Source organism: Bradyrhizobium sp. AZCC 1578 (genome assembly GCF_036924675.1).
Taxonomy (GTDB): Bacteria; Pseudomonadota; Alphaproteobacteria; order Rhizobiales; family Xanthobacteraceae; genus Bradyrhizobium.
This window is the reverse complement of the sequence record NZ_JAZHRZ010000001.1, coordinates 2959973-2976794: the sequence shown is the minus strand read 5'-3', so window position 1 is coordinate 2976794 and position 16822 is coordinate 2959973. Positions and strand designations below refer to the sequence as shown.

Here is a 16822-nt window from a genome sequence, read left to right as displayed (position 1 = left end):
GTGGGTTCGCGACAGACTAGCGCGCGCGTCGATCTCGGGTCCCCGGATGGGGACCTTTTTTCGACGACAGTGCTGCGCACGAACTCGTGATCATGTGCAGATGATGGAGGCCGAGAACCTCAATGTCAATCTGTGCGGGAACATGACATTGACGCGAAAAAAAGCCGGGCCCGAAAGAGCCCGGCTTGAGGTATTGGCCACGTGAGGCCGACACAATCACCTTCCAAGAGGGATTACTGAACCGCCGCGTCACTGGAGGAGGGGGACATATGCGCGACGCGACCGCTCAGCATTTGAGCACTATGATCCTCATCAGTGCCCTGCAGCAACCGTCCGAGCCGCATGTCAGTCATGCGAAGAGCGGGGCCTCCATAAAATAGGCTAATCCGGAAAGCGAAAGACGAAGCGCCACCGTTCTAGCTCTTATTTTGGAGCATGATCTCCGGGCAAACGCTTCGCGTTTGTCCCCGAGGAAAACCGGTCCCCACTTTTCCGGATCATGCTCTAGGAGGGCCAGCGCTGCGCCTTGCTCACCACGAAGTCGCGGAATACCTGCACGCGTGCGACCGTCTTCAGTTCCTCGGGGTAAACGAAATACGTGTCCACCGCGATCGAATCGGTTTCGCCGAACAACTGCACCAGGCGGTTGTTCTCCTCGACCAGATAGTCGGGCAGGGCGGCGATGCCGAGCCCCTGCTGGCAGGCCCGAACGAGCCCCAAGATGTTGTTCACCTTGAAGTAGGCCTCGCGCGGGCCCGAGCCGTTGCGGCCGGCATCGATCAGCCAGCTCCGGTTCTGCAGATGCGGCGGCACCTGCGCATCGCCGAGCATGATGATGCGGTGCGAGTCGAGGTCGTCCAGCGTCCGCGGCGTGCCGAAGCGCTTGATGTATTCCGGCGAGCAATAGGCATGGAAGCCGATCGAGAACAGCTTGCGCTGGATCAGGTCGGGCTGGGTCGGCTTGCGGGTCCGGATCGCGACGTCGGCCTCGCGCATCGACAGGTCGAGATCCTCGTCGGTGACGATCAGCGAGATACGGATATCCGGATAAAGCGCGGTGAACTCGTCGAGCCGCGGGATCAGCCAGTTGATGCCGAGCGCGGGCGGCGTCGTGATCTTGAGGTCGCCGCTCGGCCGCTCGCGGCTGTCGGTGAGTTTGGCGCGCGCCGCCTGCAACTGCATGAAGACGTCATGCGCCGTGCGGAACAAAAGATCGCCCTGCTCGGTGAGGATGAGCCCGCGCGCGTGGCGGTGGAACAGCGACACCGCAAGCTCCTGCTCTAGCGCGCTGACCTGCCGCGATACCGCGGATTGCGAGAGCCCCAATTGCTCGCCGGCATGGGTAAAGCTTCCCGCTTCCGCCGCCGCGTGAAAGACCTTCAGCTTGTCCCAGTCCATGTCAAATCCGTCTCGTGTTCTAGGCATGACTATTCAGCCGCTGCGCGATCGCTCGCGCGCAAAGCCAGGAAGCGTTCGGCCTCAAGGGCCGCCATGCAGCCGAGGCCGGCGGCCGTAACCGCCTGGCGGTAGGTTTCGTCGGCCACGTCGCCGGCGGCGAACAGGCCGGGTATCGAGGTTGCGGTCGAGTTCGGCGCCACCTCGACATAGCCCGATGGCTTCAGCTTGATCTGGCCTTTGACGAGGTCGGTGGCCGGCGCATGCCCGATGGCGATGAAGACGCCGTCGGCCGCAACACTCGTGAGTGCACCGGTCCTGACATTCTTCAGGCGCACATGGGTGACCTTGCTCGGGTTCTCGGTGCCGCAGATTTCGTCGATCGCCGAGTCCCACACCACCTTGATCTTCGGATTCTTGAACAGCCGGTCCTGCAGGATGCGCTCGGCGCGGAAATGATCGCGGCGATGCACGATGGTGACCTGCGAGGCGAAGTTGGTCAGGAACATCGCTTCCTCGACCGCGGTATTGCCGCCGCCGACCACGATCACCTCCTTGCCGCGGTAGAAGAAGCCGTCGCAGGTCGCGCAGGCCGAGACGCCAAAACCCTTGAACTTTTCTTCCGAGGGAATGCCGAGCCAGCGCGCCTGCGCGCCGGTGGCGAGGACCACGGTTTCCGCCAGATAGACGTCGCCGCTATCGCAGGTCAGGCGGAACGGCCGCTGCGCCAGTTCGAGTTTGTTGACGAAATCGGTGACGATTTTGGTGCCGACATGGGCCGCCTGCTTCTCCATCTGCTCCATCAGCCAGGGGCCCTGGATCACGTCGGCAAAGCCCGGATAGTTTTCCACGTCGGTGGTGATGGTGAGTTGTCCGCCGGGCTGGATGCCCTGGATCAGCACCGGCTCCAGCATCGCGCGCGCCGCGTAGATCGCCGCGGTGTAGCCGGCGGGGCCGGAACCGATAATGACGACCTTGGCATGGATAGGCGCAGGCATCGGCGGATCCCTCTCTTATTCGGGGGTTTGTTTTGACTTGAGTAGAAAGCGCCCGGAAGGAGGTCGACGGCGCTGAAAGTGTCAAATCCAAGTCTAAGATATCTGGGTAGCTATGCAAGAATTGCAATTCATCCCAGCGAATTTTCCCCGGAACTGAAGTAACAATCGCGAAATATGGCGTCATGCGCGCAATAAAATTGCGCAAGCTGCACGGCGTGCGCTAAGAGAGTTGCCAGTAAGGCCAGCCCACGCGGCCAGAATTAGGGAACCCGACGCGCGTGTCGAAGAATCTTGACGAAATCGACCTTCGAATTCTTGCCGAAATCCAGGCCGACGGCCGAATCACCAACGTGGAACTGGCCAAGCGCGTCGGTATCTCGCCGCCGCCCTGCCTGCGCCGGGTCCGCACGTTGGAGGAAGAAGGCTACATCCAGGGCTATCGGGGCCTGTTGGATCCGCGTCGGCTAGGCTTCGACGTCACCGTGTTTGCTTCGGTCCATTTGTCCAGCCAAGCGGATGCGGATTTGCGTGCGTTCGAGGATTTCGTCCGCGCCGAGCCCCTGGTGCGGGAATGCTGGATGCTGTCGGGCGAGATCGACTTCATCCTCAAATGCGTCGCGCCCGACATGGCGACGTTTCAGGATTTCGTCACGCACCTGACGGCCGCGCCGCATGTGCGCAACGTCAGGACGTCGCTGGTGCTGCACAATTCGAAATATGAAGCGGCGGTGCCGCTCGATATGAAGGTGGCGGGGTGAGGTGCTCCAGCCTATCCCCGTCATTGCGAGGAGCGAAAGCGACGAAGCAATCCATTCTTCCCACGCGGAGAGATGGATTGCTTCGCGGAGCCTGTCATCCGGCGGCGCTTCGCGCCGACCGGGTGGCTCGCAATGACGAGGTGAGACCTCAGCTTTACTTCTTCCGCATCGCGTCGATGCTGTATGGACCGCCGCCTGCAGTCGAAAGATAAAGGCAGGCGAAGCAGAACAGGATCGCGAGCGTGCCGCCGTTGATGAGCGGAAAGAAGCCCCTCGGCGCATGACCGATGAAATAGGCAAAGGCCATCTCGCCGGCGAGAATGAAAGCCACGGGCTGCGTGAACAGTCCGAGCAGCAAAAGCCCGCCTAGAATCAACTCGATCATACCGGCGGCTCCCGGTAGCGACATCAACTGCACCTTGTTGAGGAACGCGGCAGCGTTACCCTCCGGAATAGTCGGAAACTTCAGAATCTTCGCGACACCGTACTGAAACAGCAACAGCCCGGTGATGAAGCGAAACAGGCTCAGCGCCGGCGGTTGCCATTTCGCGAGCATCTTGTCGATTTGTTCCATGTCCTAGTCCCCCTTTGTTTGACGCGCTAAAACTTAGCGCCACGAGATTACACGGTCTTGTCGGATCGCGTGTGATGCCGACACAACACCCCTGAGATTGAATCATTCCCCTTCACCGCACAGCTTCGCGACATTGTTGCGATTGCAGCGCAGCACGATGCCGCCTCGGCAGCAGCCTGCAGCTCATCGCCGCAAAATGCCGATGTTTCGCAACGCCGGCACGCCCCGCTCCAGTTAGTTATAGTCTATAAACATCGTCCGGGATTCGGATATTCTGAAATCCGCCGCACCACTACTCACATTCCTGTCACCACCGCGGCAACAAAAAAGCCGCGTGAAAAACGCGGCTTTGTCGCAACAGTAACTTGCAGGTGACTACAGCATGATCCGGACCCGGAGGGCCGCGTCAGCGCAAAGTGGATACCGGTTTTCCGAACAGATCATGCTCAAATAAACGAGATAGAGCGTGATGACGATTCGAAGAACGTCATAGCGCTCTAGCGCCACTCAACCTTGGTGATCTCGTAGGCCTTGGCGCCGCCGGGAGCCACGACCTCCACGGTCGAGCCCTTCTTCTTGCCGATCAGGGCGCGCGCCAGCGGCGAGGTGATCGAGATGCGGCCCTTCTTGGCGTCGGCTTCCGGTTCGCCGACGATCTGCCACACCGCTTTCTTTTCGGTGTCCTCGTCGACCAGCGTGACGGTCGCGCCGAACTTGACGGTGTCGCCGGACAGCTTCGAGATGTCGATGATGTCGGCGCGCGCGAGCTTGTCCTCGAGCTCGGCGATGCGGCCTTCGTTGTGCGACTGCTCTTCCTTGGCCGCGTGATATTCCGCGTTCTCGGAGAGATCGCCATGCGAGCGCGCCTCGGCGATATGCTCGATGATGCGCGGACGCTCCACCGACTGGCGCTGCTTCAATTCGACCTCCAGGGCGGCATACCCGCTAGCAGTCATCGGAACCTTGTCCATCATCTCTTTCCGTCCTTCCCTCGTGCGAGCCGCCAGAAGTTGCGCGCACGAGCCACGCTTTCGATTTCGATCAGGAACTCGACACACGAACCCGCCAGCCCGTTGATTTTAGGCCCCGTCAGGGGCCTTACAACATCCAAAGGGCGGTGGGTTCCAGCCATGCCGGCTTATTGCCAATCGTTTCGCGGGCATTTTCGCCCGGCAAACGATCAGTTTTCGGAAAAATAACTCTGTAGCGTGCGGACCTCAAGGTCCCCGCCCAGATAGGCGCGGATGCCCTGGGCGGCCGCAACAGCACCCGAAAGAGTGGTGTAATACGGCACTTTATGCAAGAGGGCAGCCCGCCGCAGCGAACGGCTGTCGGCCAGTGCCTGCGGCCCTTCGGTGGTGTTGAAAACGAGCTGAATGTCGCCATTGGTGATGGCATCGACGATGTGCGGCCGCCCTTCCAGCACCTTGTTAACCTTCTCGGTCGGAATGCCCTTGTCGGCGAGGAAGCGCTGGGTGCCCGAGGTGCCCATCACCTTGAAGCCGAGCGAGTGCAAGAGCCGGACCGCCTCGGCGATACGGGTCTTGTCGATCTCGCGCACCGAGACGAAGACGGTGCCCTTGCGCGGCACGCGGGTGCCGCCGCCGAGTTGGCTTTTTGCGAACGCCACCTCGAACGAGCGGTCGATGCCCATCACCTCGCCGGTCGAGCGCATCTCCGGACCGAGCACGGTATCGACGCCGGGGAAGCGCGCGAAGGGGAAGACCGACTCTTTGACGCCGACATGGCCGAGCTGCTTCTTCTTCAGCTTGAAATCGGCGAGCTTCTCGCCGGCCATGATCCGTGCAGCGATCTTCGCCACCGGCGTGCCGACGACCTTGGCGACGAACGGAACGGTGCGCGACGCCCGCGGATTGACCTCGAGCACGTAGATCTCGTCGTCCTTGATCGCATACTGCACGTTCATCAGGCCGACCACGTCGAGGCCGAGTGCGAGCTCGCGGGTTTGCCGCTCGAGCTCCTCGATCATCTTTCCGTCCAGCGAATGCGGCGGCAGCGAGCAGGCGGAATCGCCGGAGTGAATGCCGGCTTCCTCGATATGTTCCATGATGCCGACGATGAAGGTGTCGTTGCCGTCGCAGAGGCAATCGACGTCGATCTCGGTGGCATCAGACAAATAGCGGTCGAACAGCAGCGGGTTCTTGCCGAGCACGGTATTGATCTGCCCGGTCTTGTCGTTGGGGTAGCGCGCCTTGACGTCGGCCGGTACCAGCTCGGGTAGCGTCCCGAGCAGGTAATCGTCGAGCTGGGTTTCCTCGCGGATGATCTGCATCGCGCGGCCGCCCAGCACGTAGGACGGACGCACCACCAGCGGCAGGCCGAGATCGGCCGACACCAGCCGCGCCTGCTCGACTGAATAGGCGATGCCGTTCTTCGGCTGCTTTAGCTTCAGTTTGTCGAGAACGCGCTTGAAACGGTCGCGGTCCTCGGCGAGGTCGATGGCGTCGGGCGAGGTGCCGAGGATCGGCACGTCGGCGGCTTCCAGCGCGCGCGCCAACTTCAGTGGGGTCTGGCCGCCGAACTGCACGATCACGCCGTGCAGCGTGCCGTTCTGCCGCTCGGTGGCGACGATTTCCAGCACGTCCTCGGCAGTGAGCGGCTCGAAATACAGCCGGTCGGCGGTGTCGTAGTCGGTCGACACCGTCTCCGGATTGCAGTTGATCATGATGGTTTCATACCCGGCATCGTCGAGCGCGAAGCAGGCGTGGCAGCAGCAATAGTCGAATTCGATGCCCTGGCCGATCCGGTTCGGGCCGCCGCCGAGAATGATGACCTTCTTGCGGTCGGAGGGCGCGCTCTCGTCGGCCAGCGCGCCCGCAAACGGCGCTTCATAGCTCGAATACATGTAGGCGGTGGGGGAGGCGAACTCGGCGGCGCAGGTGTCGATGCGCTTGAAAGCGGGGCGTACGCCGAGCGCGTGACGCTTCGCGGTGATCTCGGCTTCGGTGGACTCGGACAGCACGGCAAGCCGTGCGTCGGAAAAGCCCATCGCCTTCAGCATGCGCATGCCATAGCCGTTCGGCGGCAGGCCGTGCGTCCTGATCTTCGTTTCCATGTCGATGATGCCGCGCATCTCGGCGAGGAACCACGGATCGATCTTGCAGGAATTGAAGATGTCTTCGTTCGACCAGCCGAGCCGCATCGCCTGCGCCACCTGCAGGATGCGGTTCGGCGTCGGCGTGCCCAACGCGGCGCGGATCGCGTTCTTGTCGTCGCCGCGGCCGAGCCCCTCGATCTCGATCTCGTCGAGCCCGGTCAGTCCGGTCTCGAGCCCGCGCAACGCCTTCTGCAGGCTCTCCTGGAACGTGCGGCCGATCGCCATGACTTCGCCGACCGACTTCATCGAGGTCGTCAGCGTGGTGGAGGCGCCGGGAAACTTTTCGAACGCAAAGCGGGGGACCTTGGTCACGACATAGTCGATGGTCGGCTCGAACGAGGCGGGCGTGGCGCCGCCGGTGATGTCGTTGGCGATTTCATCGAGCGTGTAGCCGACCGCGAGCTTGGCGGCGACTTTTGCGATCGGAAAGCCGGTGGCTTTTGATGCGAGCGCCGAGGAGCGCGACACGCGCGGGTTCATCTCGATCACCACCATGCGGCCGTCGTCGGGGTTGACGCCGAACTGCACGTTGGATCCGCCGGTCTCCACGCCGATTTCGCGCAGCACCGCGATCGAGGCATCGCGCATGATCTGGTATTCTTTGTCGGTCAGCGTCAGCGCCGGCGCCACGGTGATGGAATCGCCGGTGTGCACGCCCATCGGATCGAGGTTCTCGATCGAGCAGATGATGATGCAATTGTCCTTCTTGTCGCGCACCACCTCCATCTCGAACTCTTTCCAGCCGAGCACGGATTCCTCGATCAACACTTCGTTTGTCGGGGAGGCGTCGAGGCCGCGTTCGATGATGTCGAGGAATTCCTCCTTGTTGTAGGCGATGCCGCCGCCGGTGCCGCCCATGGTAAAGGAGGGGCGGATGATCGCCGGCAGCCCGATCTCGGACAGCGCCATCAGCGCCTCGCCGAGCGCGTGCTCCTGGTAGCGCTTGCGGCGCTCGTTTTCGCCGATCGTCCATTGCCGTTCGAGCTCATCCAGCGCGTCGCCCGTTAGCTTCTCGCGTTCGGCGAGGTATTTGTCGCGATAGGACTTTTTCAGCGCTGAGGCATTGGCGAGCCGCGATTTCGGCGTCTGAAGACCGATCTTCTCCATCGCGTTGCGGAAGAGCTGGCGGTCTTCGGCCTTGTCGATCGCGTCAGCGGTGGCGCCGATCATCTCGACGTCGAATTTGTCGAGCGTGCCCTGACGGCGCAGCGACAGCGCACAGTTCAGCGCGGTCTGCCCGCCCATGGTCGGCAACAGCGCAAAGCCGCCGGGGATGACGTAGCGCTCCTTCTCGATGATCTTGGCGACGATTTCGGGCGTGATCGGCTCGATATAGGTCGCATCCGCCAATTCCGGATCGGTCATGATGGTGGCCGGATTGGAATTGACGAGGACGATGCGGTAGCCCTCTTCCTTCAGCGTCTTCACCGCCTGGGTGCCGGAATAATCGAACTCGCAGGCCTGGCCGATCACGATGGGACCGGCGCCGATGATCAGGATGGTGGAGATATCTGTTCTTTTGGGCATCAGCTCTCAGACTGGATTTTGGGCACAAAAAAAGGGCGCGCAGCCGCGCGTCCCCTAAGCCAAGAGCGCGGGTCACCCTCGCGCGCGGGTGGTCTTTAGACCAGATTCCGCACCCGCGAAACCCCCAAACCCCCTCATCAACCGCGATTTTCCCGCCTTCGCTCTTCGAGCTGCGGAGCGGCAGGGGTGCCTCGGAGGGGGAGGGGTATTGGGCGGGCTTGCCGAGCCGTAGCTGGCGAAGCCAGCGAAGGCTGGAGGCCCGGCCTGGATTTGAACCAGGATAAAGAGCATTGCACTGCTCCCGCGTCGACGCTTCCGCCACCGGGCCGTAGCAATCATTGCCCATCACGGCGCGGTGAACCATCCTTACCGTGCTTTAGGGTTAAAACAACCTCAACGCGCGTCGCGCTCAATGGCGCTGGAATGCGTGCCGCGCGACGAATGTCATCCGCCACGGGTTGTGGCCGATGTTCTGATGCGCGCGGGAGGCGGTGAAGCCTGAGGCGGCGAGCTTCTCGATCATCTCGTCTTCACGGTAGCGTTGCAGCCCGACGCGCGTGCGCAGTTGGCGGTAGTCCGACAGCGCCGTACTCGCAAGGCCATAAAGCGCGTCTTTCAGGAAGCCGTGCGCGGCGGCGAATTTCAAGAGCGCCAGCACGTCTTTGGCCATGCCGACTTCTGGCCGCAGGATATCGCCGAGCACCAAGCGACCGTTGGGCTTCAACAACCGGCGAATGACGGCAAGCGCCGAATCCAACTCCCCTGGCGTCATGTATTGCGCGACCGAATTCATGACGACGAGGTCGACCGAGCTTTCCGCCATTCGCGTGAGATCCTCGAGCGAGCGGACGCGGATCTTGGTGTTCGGCGCAAAACGCGCGATCAGCCGGCCGCGGACGCCGGGCGCCGGTTCGGCCAGATAGAGTTTTGCGCAGGCGTCCGCCACCTTGGCAGCCGACAGCGCTTCGCCGCAGGCATAGTCCAGCACGACCGCGTCGGGCGAAGCGATATAGCCGATGATATCGCGCGCGATGACCTGGAAATGCAGGTCGCGATGCAGCCTGCTCACATAAATCGTATGCGTGGAGTCGTAGTAGTCGATCCATTCGTCCATCGCAGTCGGGTCCGGCAAAACTGGGGGTTCCGGTAACGGAACCGGTACCTAGGTGGGGCGTTAGACGGTCCGGCGCTCCCTGCCAATGCCGTCGTGCCCATTTCCTAACAGGAAGGTTCAACGTGAGCAAAACCAGCAATAAATCCGACAAGGTATCCGCCGACCTCGATACGCCGACCGACCTGCCGCCGGCCGCCGTGGACAAGATATCGGCCTCGCTCAATACGCTGCTGGCGGACGCATTTGCGCTCTATCTGAAGACCAAGAATTTCCACTGGCACGTCAGCGGTCGTCATTTCCGCGACTATCACCTTATGCTGGACGAGCAGTCGGAAGCGATCTTCGCCACCACCGACCAACTCGCCGAACGGGTCCGCAAACTTGGCGGCACCACGCTGCGCTCGATCGGGCAGGTCGCCAAGCTGCAGACCATCAAGGACAATAACGAGGACTACGTGCCGCCGCGCGAAATGCTGCGCGAGCTGATGGAAGACAACAAGCATGTGGCGGCGGCGATGCGCAAGGCGCACAAGCTCGCCGACGAGCACGAGGATTCCGGCACGGCGGGCCTGCTCGAAACCTTCATCGACGAGACCGAGCGCCGCACCTGGTTCCTGTTCGAGGCCAGCCGCCAGGAAGGCGCCAACGTGGCCTAACCACGGATGCGATTCGCAGATCCGCAGGGCGGGCTTTGCCGTCCCTGCGTTCTGCGGCGATTGCCTTCCAATTTGACATTCCCGTCGCGTTCCGGCCGATTTTGGCATAGACTGGCGCTGCAGCTCTAAATAGAAGCGGCTGCGCCCGGAAGCTTTGGTTGCGATCGGAAGGGGGCTGGACATGCCTATTTCTTTCTCGATGATCGTTTTGAGCTCGCAGATGGTTGTTGCGGTCGCAGACGGCGTGCCGAAATTCGACATTGCCCGGAGTTGCAAGCTCGACGTCGCCGCGACTGCCGGCCTCACCGTTGATCAGTCGATAAAGAGCTGCGTGAACGATGAACAGAAGGCGAAGCGGCAGCTCGCAAGCCAATGGTCGAAATTCCCCGCGCCAAGCCGGGCAAGCTGCATCTCGCAAGAGGGCATCGGCGGTACGCCAAGTTACGTCAGTTTGCAGACGTGCCTGCAGATGGGGCAGTGGGCGCGTTAGCTGCGCTGGTTTCACGAGCGCGCTTGGCGCTGGCTGCCGCCGGCTAATGGGGTGATGGCGAGGCGAGAGCGTCACTGCGTCAGGCGTGATGATCGAACTCGCTCAACGCAATGCGCACCTCCCGGGCAAAATCGACAAGCGATACCGTGAAGGCACCGAGGGCCACCATGAACAGGATGGCCACCCCGCGCTCATGCTGAATCTGGAGGAACGCACTTGCGAACGCGACGATGACAACGAGCGTTGCCGAAATACTTCCGATCACCGCCCAGAAGATTGCCCGATTCAGCATGACCGCACGTCGCATCAAACGTGGAAGATCAGCCTTGAGCCGACATCTGACGGTGTCATCCTCGGAGATGCCGTTGAGGACAATCGTTCGATCGATCACTCTGTTCAGGCGGGAAATCAGGACGGCTATGAAAGCTGCCAAAGCGCCGAGAAGAAACGCAGGCGCCGCCGCCTGCGAAATGACATGGGATAGCTGACTGACGGTCGGCGTATCGGGTAGCATCGGTTGCCGCTTTCTGCGCGCGATTGATGCCTTACTTCGTTACCACCCGGCGCGTTGGCGTCACGGTGCTGGTCGGAGCCATTGGCGAGATCGCGAATGTCAGCCAGATATTCCATCCCGCCGGCCGGTTCTCGGCGGCGAATTCGCCATAGCCTTTTAGATTCAGATATCCCTGCATGTCGCCGACGGGAAACAGATATCCGAACTGCGGGCCGATGCCGAAGACGCGGGACCGGAAACCGCCGAGCTGCGGATGCTGGCCGAAGTCGTCAGTGATCTGCTGGTATCCGTAGCCGACGAAACCAACGAAGAACTGCTTGGAGAGGAACTGCGAGATTCCCCAATCGACATGGAAGTCGATCCCGTTCTGGTATTGCGTGTCGGGATTCTTGAAGTTGTAGGTGAAACCCGCGACGGCGGAGAATTCGTGCCCGGCGGCCTGATTGAAGTAGGTGTAGCCGCCGCCAGCGTCGATCGCGGCGTGACCGATGCCGAGGTTAGAGAGGCGCGCTGGGTTGTAGGCGCCCACCGGAATGTCTCCGGTCAGATAGGTCATGAAGTTGTGCACGCCGGCATTCCACTTCAGCGTGGCCTGCGGATACAGGTCGCCGACGGAAGTGAGTGAATCCGAGATGCTTCCCGTGCGGGTCGTCACGATCGGTCCGACTGCCGCGGTGAGCGTTCCGTCAATGCCGGTGCTTGCCCGGCCGAATATGCCGGTGACGCCGATGGCCAGTTGGCCGCCCAGCACAGGTGTGGCGAAAGTGTAGGTGGGATTGAGCAGAATAAGATCGCCTTGTGCGTTCAGGCTGGCATTGAAATCGACGTTCACCGTTGCCGGAAATCTGCCGATCTGAATCTGCCGTGCCGCGGCGACGGCGCCCGATGCTTCGACCGAGGTGTGATAATACACCGCGGCCATGGACCAGCCCGGCACCGCCGGTGTCGCAGCAAAGCTCGAGAAGCGTCCGGGAAGCCAGTAGGAAATTCCGCTCTCGTCGGCGTAGGCGGCTTCCGGCATGGCGCCGAATATCAGCAGAACCACGCCGATGCCGCGCCAAATGTGCCGACGGCCTGAATCTCGTTGAGGAATGTTGTGCGCCATCTGTTTGCCCCTAATGGCTCGAGATCACAGTGATCAACCCTAGATTGGCATAGATTGAATGTCCCGTCGTAAGGTATCGCTCTGCGAAACGGTCTACATCGAAAATCCATCGCGACTGTTGCGTTGAGGTCACGAGGCAATCGCCTGCTATGCACCTCAACGGGGGTTTCGCGGACGAACCCACGTCCGAGGTCCGGTATGTGATCGCTCGCCCGCTCAGGCGGCGAATCCAGCTAATCGCGCAATAAACCAGTATGCGGCCATGATCCCGATCGCATAGGTCGTCACCGGCCTCGCATGACGTTCGAGGAAAGCCGGTAATCTGATCCATTTGGCGCATGCCAGGGCGCCCAGGACGGCTGCGATGAAGACCAGTTGTCCGGCCTCCACGCCGACATTGAACGCAAGCAGCGCAAGCGGAATATCTCCCTGGGGCAGGCCGATTTCAGTCAGCGCGCCGGCGAAGCCAAATCCATGCAGCAGGCCAAACGAGAACGCGACCAGCCAGGGCTATTGCGCGGTCAGGCTGGCTTGTCCCCGGTCGGATCGAATGATCTCGCAGGCAAGAAGGAGAATACTCAACGCAATCGTTGCTTCGACCGGCGGACCGGGTATGTGCACAACCCCCAATGTGGCAAGGCTCAGAGTGATCGAATGTGCAACAGTAAAGGCAGTGACCGTGATCAGAAGCACCCGGCCGCGACGCACGATCAGGATCAGGGCCAGTACGAACAGCAAATGGTCGTAGCCCAACAGGATGTGCTCCACACCGTGCATCAGATAGGTGGTGGCGACCTCAAGCGAACTGCGCGAGGTTGCGATCTCGATCCACGGTTTGGACGGGCGCACCAGGGTCGTGGAGTAGGTGCCGTCGAGCAACTGCACGCGCACCAGCGCATCCGTGATGGTCGCCTGCAGGCCGACGATTTCGATGCGGGCGCCGGTCAGCCCGTTGTCGAGTTCGATCAGCCTGCGCTCGATCAGCGAATCCTGGAGTTCGCGAAGCGTCGGCTCGGTGACGTTGCGGGTTTTTTCCGGGAATCGGAGCGCTACGGGAAGCCGCATGCCTGATAACAGCGGCGTGCGCCAGACAATCTGATAGCGGTGCGGCGCAATCTCGGTCACTTCCATGTATGCTGGACGAGATTCGTGCGCGGACGCGCTGCTCAGAAGTGCGAGCATCGCGAAAAAAATGCCGAGAGATGCCGATCGCAAGTTCAAGAACTTTCTCCGCAGGATCGGGCAACCGTTGTGGTCTAGTTTGGCGGCTTCTCGGGCAGCACGACCTCGTAGCGTGCCCGCATCGTCTCGTAGGCCTTTGCTTTCGCCTGAGCGCGCTGGTCGGCGATCCAACCTGCCTTGATGTCCGACTCGATTTCCTCGAAGGCGGGCACCCTGCTCGGCGCGGAAGAGTCGGCAAAAATCAGGTGCCAGCCGTACCCGGATTCCACCGGTCCTTGCCACGAGCCAGGCTTGATGTTCGCGAGCGCTCGGGCAAAATTCAGCCCGAATAGCTTGGCCATATCGTCGAATGACCGATCGCCGTAGTAATCCTGGTACATGAAGGGATCACCAAGCGTCGCAGCATCCTTCGAATCGCCCGACTTCCCCGAGATTTGCTCCAGGGCTTTCGCGGCGGCTTCCTGAGCACGTTCACCGTGTCGATCGGAAGAAAAATAAAGATGACGGAACGAGACGCGTGGCAACAGGGCAAATCGCTGCTGATTGTCCTTGAACCAGGCCCTGAGCGTATCGGTCGAAGGGTCGTTATCGATTGCAGCGCCCTCGGCCAGAAATTCCATTTTCTGCGCCAGGCGCCGCTTCACGATCGTGTCGTCCTTGTCCAACCCGAGCGCCATTGCTTCCCGAAACAGCACCTCCTCGCGAACTTTGAGTTCAATTAGGTTTTGCATCTGCGCCGGAGTTGGCGGAGGCCGGCCCTGCGCCAGCCAGGCCACACTCATCTGAATGAAATCGTCTTGCGTTAGAACGATCCGGTTGGATTCGGATGTGGCTTCTGATTTGGGATGCAAGACGCTGTAGCCAACAAACAGTGCCAGGCCGATCAGAAGAAAATGAACCAGCGGTTCACGCGACCATCGTCGCAACAGCGATGGCTGATCCGCCGCGGCTGCGTCCGGATTCTTACCGGACGCAGCATCCCCATCCGTTGGACGATTTGGCAACACTCACAGGCCCTTGCTGACAACCTGTACCATTAGAACGGAGAACGCTCAGCCTGACCCAGACTGAGATTCTCCAGATTTACCGGTGTCGGAACGATCTCATAATTGGCATAGCCGTATTCATTGCTGCGCGCGCCGAAGTATTTGTCGCCCACCTTATAGACGGTGACCTCGTAAGGCAGGTTTCCGAACGCGGTGACGATTTTGCCGTCCTTGATTGAATAGGACGATGGCGAGCCAAGTTCACCGCTATGCAGCACGTCGCCGACTTGCCCCGGCTGCGGCAGCGTTCCGTCAACATTGGTGATCAGGCGCCGGCCGGCCGAACTCCAGATGACCTGGAAGACGCTCCCGGTCGCATTGTTGCGAATCCATGTCGACTTGCCGACGATCAGATCCTTGAGTTGGTCATCATTCAGCGTGGTCGTACCAGACTGCTGTTGAAGGCTCGCGATGGTCGTGCCCGGTTTCGCGGCCAAGCGCGCCTGCTCGGTTGGCGTGTACCAGATCGGCGAAGCCCACGCGCGCTCCTGTACCGTGGCCGCCACGATGTCTGGAGGTCTGATCCCGAGGTTCTTGGCCTGAATCGTGGTCCACCGCGGCGTCGGGATTTCAAGTGCTCGGGCGTAATAGAACGCGTTGAGACCGGGGTCGAATTCCGGATCACTCCATACGCCCTTGAGTTCGACCGCGCCGATCGTGTTCTTGTAGGTCGCTTCCTGAATGTTGACGGTACTGCCGATCGGCGGGACTTTGCCGGTGACCGGATCGGGCGTGCGTTTGCCTGCCCACACCACATCAAAGACCTTTTCGAAAGATTGGCCGTCCTTGGTCCATCCCTTGACGATTTGAATGCGGTCAAGATTGCCCGATGTCGGGTCCTTCACCGCCCAGACCGCAAAGGACGGTGCCTGTTTGTCGGTCGGCTTCGACGGCAGGTCGCCGCCCATCGGCACGCCTTGCGCATAGGCGGTACGGACCCACAGCCGGTCCTTCAGCCAATCCGGAACGATGTTCCAGATTTCCCTGTTCTTTACGTCCTTTGCGTCCTGGCTGTAATCCCATCCACCAAAGAAGCGTAGCTGGATACGCGGTCCGCTGGTGGCAAAGGTTTCCTTGCGCTGCATGGCATTGAACAGCGAAGCACGCGTGTTCTCCTCGGCCCACAGGCCGGTGAGGCCGGCGGGATTTTCGAGACGAACGTCGAGGCCGGCGAACACGTGACCCGACATGCGCTGCTTTTCATCCCCGTCGTTGCGGGCGTGGCCGCCATAGAAGTTATCCTGGCGATAGGGGACGCCGGTATTGTGCGAGTCGGAGCCGCCGACGATACCGAATTTGTAGGGGTTGTAACCCTTCGAATCCTGCATCGCGATGCCGGTCTTGTAGGCGTCGCGAATGTAGCTGCCCGGGATAGTCGGGAAGCGTCCCGCCGGATCGCCGAGCAGATAAGTCAGCACCTCGAAATTCGCGAACTCATCGTTGGGCGACAGGCTGGGATGCGTCTCCGACTGCCCCTTGATCTGCTTGATCTCGGACAGTTTCTCATTGCGTTCGCGCGACTCGGCCCAGGCCTTGTCGATCGGCCGTCCCTTGAAATCCACCTCCGTCGGGAACATGATTCCGTCGGAGAGGTTGGCGTTGTGCGAGATCGCTAGCAGTTCGCTGCCGGCCTTGCGCTGGACGTCCATCCAGTCCCACAGGTCTTCCGGAGCCGACGAGTCGATGGCGCTGAACGGCAGCTCCGGCACCTTGGCGCAGTCTTTGAAAAACACGTTACGGTGCATGTTCCGGTTGTCGGGCGTCGACGTCCATTCGTAGGAACAGAACGCGGTAAATTTGCCGGGCTTGTTGAAGCGATCGGCGATCGCATTGTTCTCTTTCCAGATGTTGCCGGCTACTTCCGGGCTGATCAATTCCTTGATCGGCTTCTTGTCGACGATCGTATAGCCGAGCCAAAGATATATTCTCTGAATATCGGCAGGGGTGCGAACCTTCAGCTTCTCGGCGATCGGCAGCTTGCTCAGGGCCGAGCCAGGAGTATTCGCCAGCTTCACCGTCCCGACATATTCGGAGTGATCGGTCACGCCCATCCAGTCCAGCGGGGTCGTGATCTTGATCGGATAACCCATTGGGTGTTGGATGATCTGTCCCGTCGCATATTTGTAGGCTTCCTCCGGCCCGGTCTTGGTGTTGCCGAAGATGTAGGCGTCGAATGACCAGCCCGTATGGACGTGGGTCTCCCCGAAATACGCGTTTCGCTCCGGGGTGGTTTGCGCGGAGGCCGGCGATGTCAACGCTGTGCAGGCTGCAAAAGCGAACAATGCGATCCGGCTGCTATGATTGAAACTCTTCATGTCATGCCTCTGTTCACATGTCTCAATTCC

13 protein-coding genes, 1 tRNA gene and 1 pseudogene are annotated in these 16822 nt (G+C 60.9%); 3 read left to right on the top strand and 12 right to left on the bottom strand.

Annotated features, from left to right (window positions below):
* Positions 1–504: 504 nt before the first annotated feature.
* Both V1290_RS14195 and trxB read right to left on the bottom strand, forming a co-directional pair.
* Complete coding sequence (locus V1290_RS14195) at positions 505–1425, bottom strand: LysR family transcriptional regulator (protein ID WP_028350191.1); 921 nt, start codon at positions 1423–1425, stop codon at positions 505–507.
* Positions 1426–1427: 2 nt separating this feature from the next.
* Complete coding sequence (gene trxB / locus V1290_RS14190) at positions 1428–2393, bottom strand: thioredoxin-disulfide reductase (RefSeq protein ID WP_334364989.1); 966 nt, start codon at positions 2391–2393, stop codon at positions 1428–1430.
* Between the two features lie 278 nt (positions 2394–2671).
* Between trxB and V1290_RS14185 the strand changes: the two genes are divergently transcribed.
* Positions 2672–3151 (top strand): Lrp/AsnC family transcriptional regulator, encoded by a 480-nt coding sequence (locus V1290_RS14185; protein WP_334364988.1) that lies wholly within the window; start codon positions 2672–2674, stop codon positions 3149–3151.
* Between the two features lie 154 nt (positions 3152–3305).
* Here V1290_RS14185 and V1290_RS14180 read toward each other — a convergent pair whose 3' ends face one another.
* From V1290_RS14180 to V1290_RS14160, 5 genes are all read right to left on the bottom strand, one after another.
* The gene (locus V1290_RS14180; protein WP_334369024.1) at positions 3306–3716 is read right to left on the bottom strand and encodes a DoxX family protein; all 411 of its coding nucleotides are present in this window, start codon (positions 3714–3716) and stop codon (positions 3306–3308) included.
* A 506-nt stretch (positions 3717–4222) separates the two neighbouring features.
* A complete protein-coding gene (greA, locus tag V1290_RS14175) occupies positions 4223–4696 on the bottom strand; it encodes a transcription elongation factor GreA (RefSeq protein ID WP_141686413.1) in 474 nt (157 codons plus the stop codon).
* A gap of 209 nt (positions 4697–4905) precedes the next feature.
* Positions 4906–8370: a carbamoyl-phosphate synthase large subunit gene (gene carB, locus V1290_RS14170; protein WP_334364986.1), complete on the bottom strand. Its 3465-nt coding sequence runs from the start codon at positions 8368–8370 to the stop codon at positions 4906–4908.
* 252 nt (positions 8371–8622) lie between these two features.
* Positions 8623–8698 (bottom strand) — tRNA-OTHER (locus V1290_RS14165).
* An 81-nt stretch (positions 8699–8779) separates the two neighbouring features.
* Complete coding sequence (locus V1290_RS14160; RefSeq protein ID WP_334369023.1) at positions 8780–9484, bottom strand: class I SAM-dependent methyltransferase; 705 nt, start codon at positions 9482–9484, stop codon at positions 8780–8782.
* Positions 9485–9606: 122 nt separating this feature from the next.
* On the opposite strand from V1290_RS14160, the gene V1290_RS14155 reads away from it, so the two are divergent.
* Positions 9607–10140: a Dps family protein gene (locus V1290_RS14155; RefSeq protein WP_334364984.1), complete on the top strand. Its 534-nt coding sequence runs from the start codon at positions 9607–9609 to the stop codon at positions 10138–10140.
* A 181-nt stretch (positions 10141–10321) separates the two neighbouring features.
* Positions 10322–10630, top strand: coding sequence for a hypothetical protein (locus V1290_RS14150; RefSeq protein ID WP_334364983.1), 309 nt, complete (start codon positions 10322–10324; stop codon positions 10628–10630).
* A 79-nt stretch (positions 10631–10709) separates the two neighbouring features.
* Here V1290_RS14150 and V1290_RS14145 read toward each other — a convergent pair whose 3' ends face one another.
* The 5 genes and pseudogenes from V1290_RS14145 to V1290_RS14125 form a co-directional block, all read right to left on the bottom strand.
* Positions 10710–11144 (bottom strand): DUF2721 domain-containing protein, encoded by a 435-nt coding sequence (locus V1290_RS14145; protein WP_334364982.1) that lies wholly within the window; start codon positions 11142–11144, stop codon positions 10710–10712.
* A gap of 31 nt (positions 11145–11175) precedes the next feature.
* Positions 11176–12165 (bottom strand): SphA family protein, encoded by a 990-nt coding sequence (locus V1290_RS14140; RefSeq protein WP_334369022.1) that lies wholly within the window; start codon positions 12163–12165, stop codon positions 11176–11178.
* Positions 12166–12465: 300 nt separating this feature from the next.
* Positions 12466–13431: pseudogene (locus V1290_RS14135) on the bottom strand (HupE/UreJ family protein).
* Positions 13432–13505: 74 nt separating this feature from the next.
* Positions 13506–14207: a peptidylprolyl isomerase gene (locus V1290_RS14130; protein WP_334364981.1), complete on the bottom strand. Its 702-nt coding sequence runs from the start codon at positions 14205–14207 to the stop codon at positions 13506–13508.
* A gap of 260 nt (positions 14208–14467) precedes the next feature.
* The gene (locus V1290_RS14125; RefSeq protein WP_334364980.1) at positions 14468–16792 is read right to left on the bottom strand and encodes a DUF3604 domain-containing protein; all 2325 of its coding nucleotides are present in this window, start codon (positions 16790–16792) and stop codon (positions 14468–14470) included.
* Positions 16793–16822 lie beyond the last annotated feature (30 nt).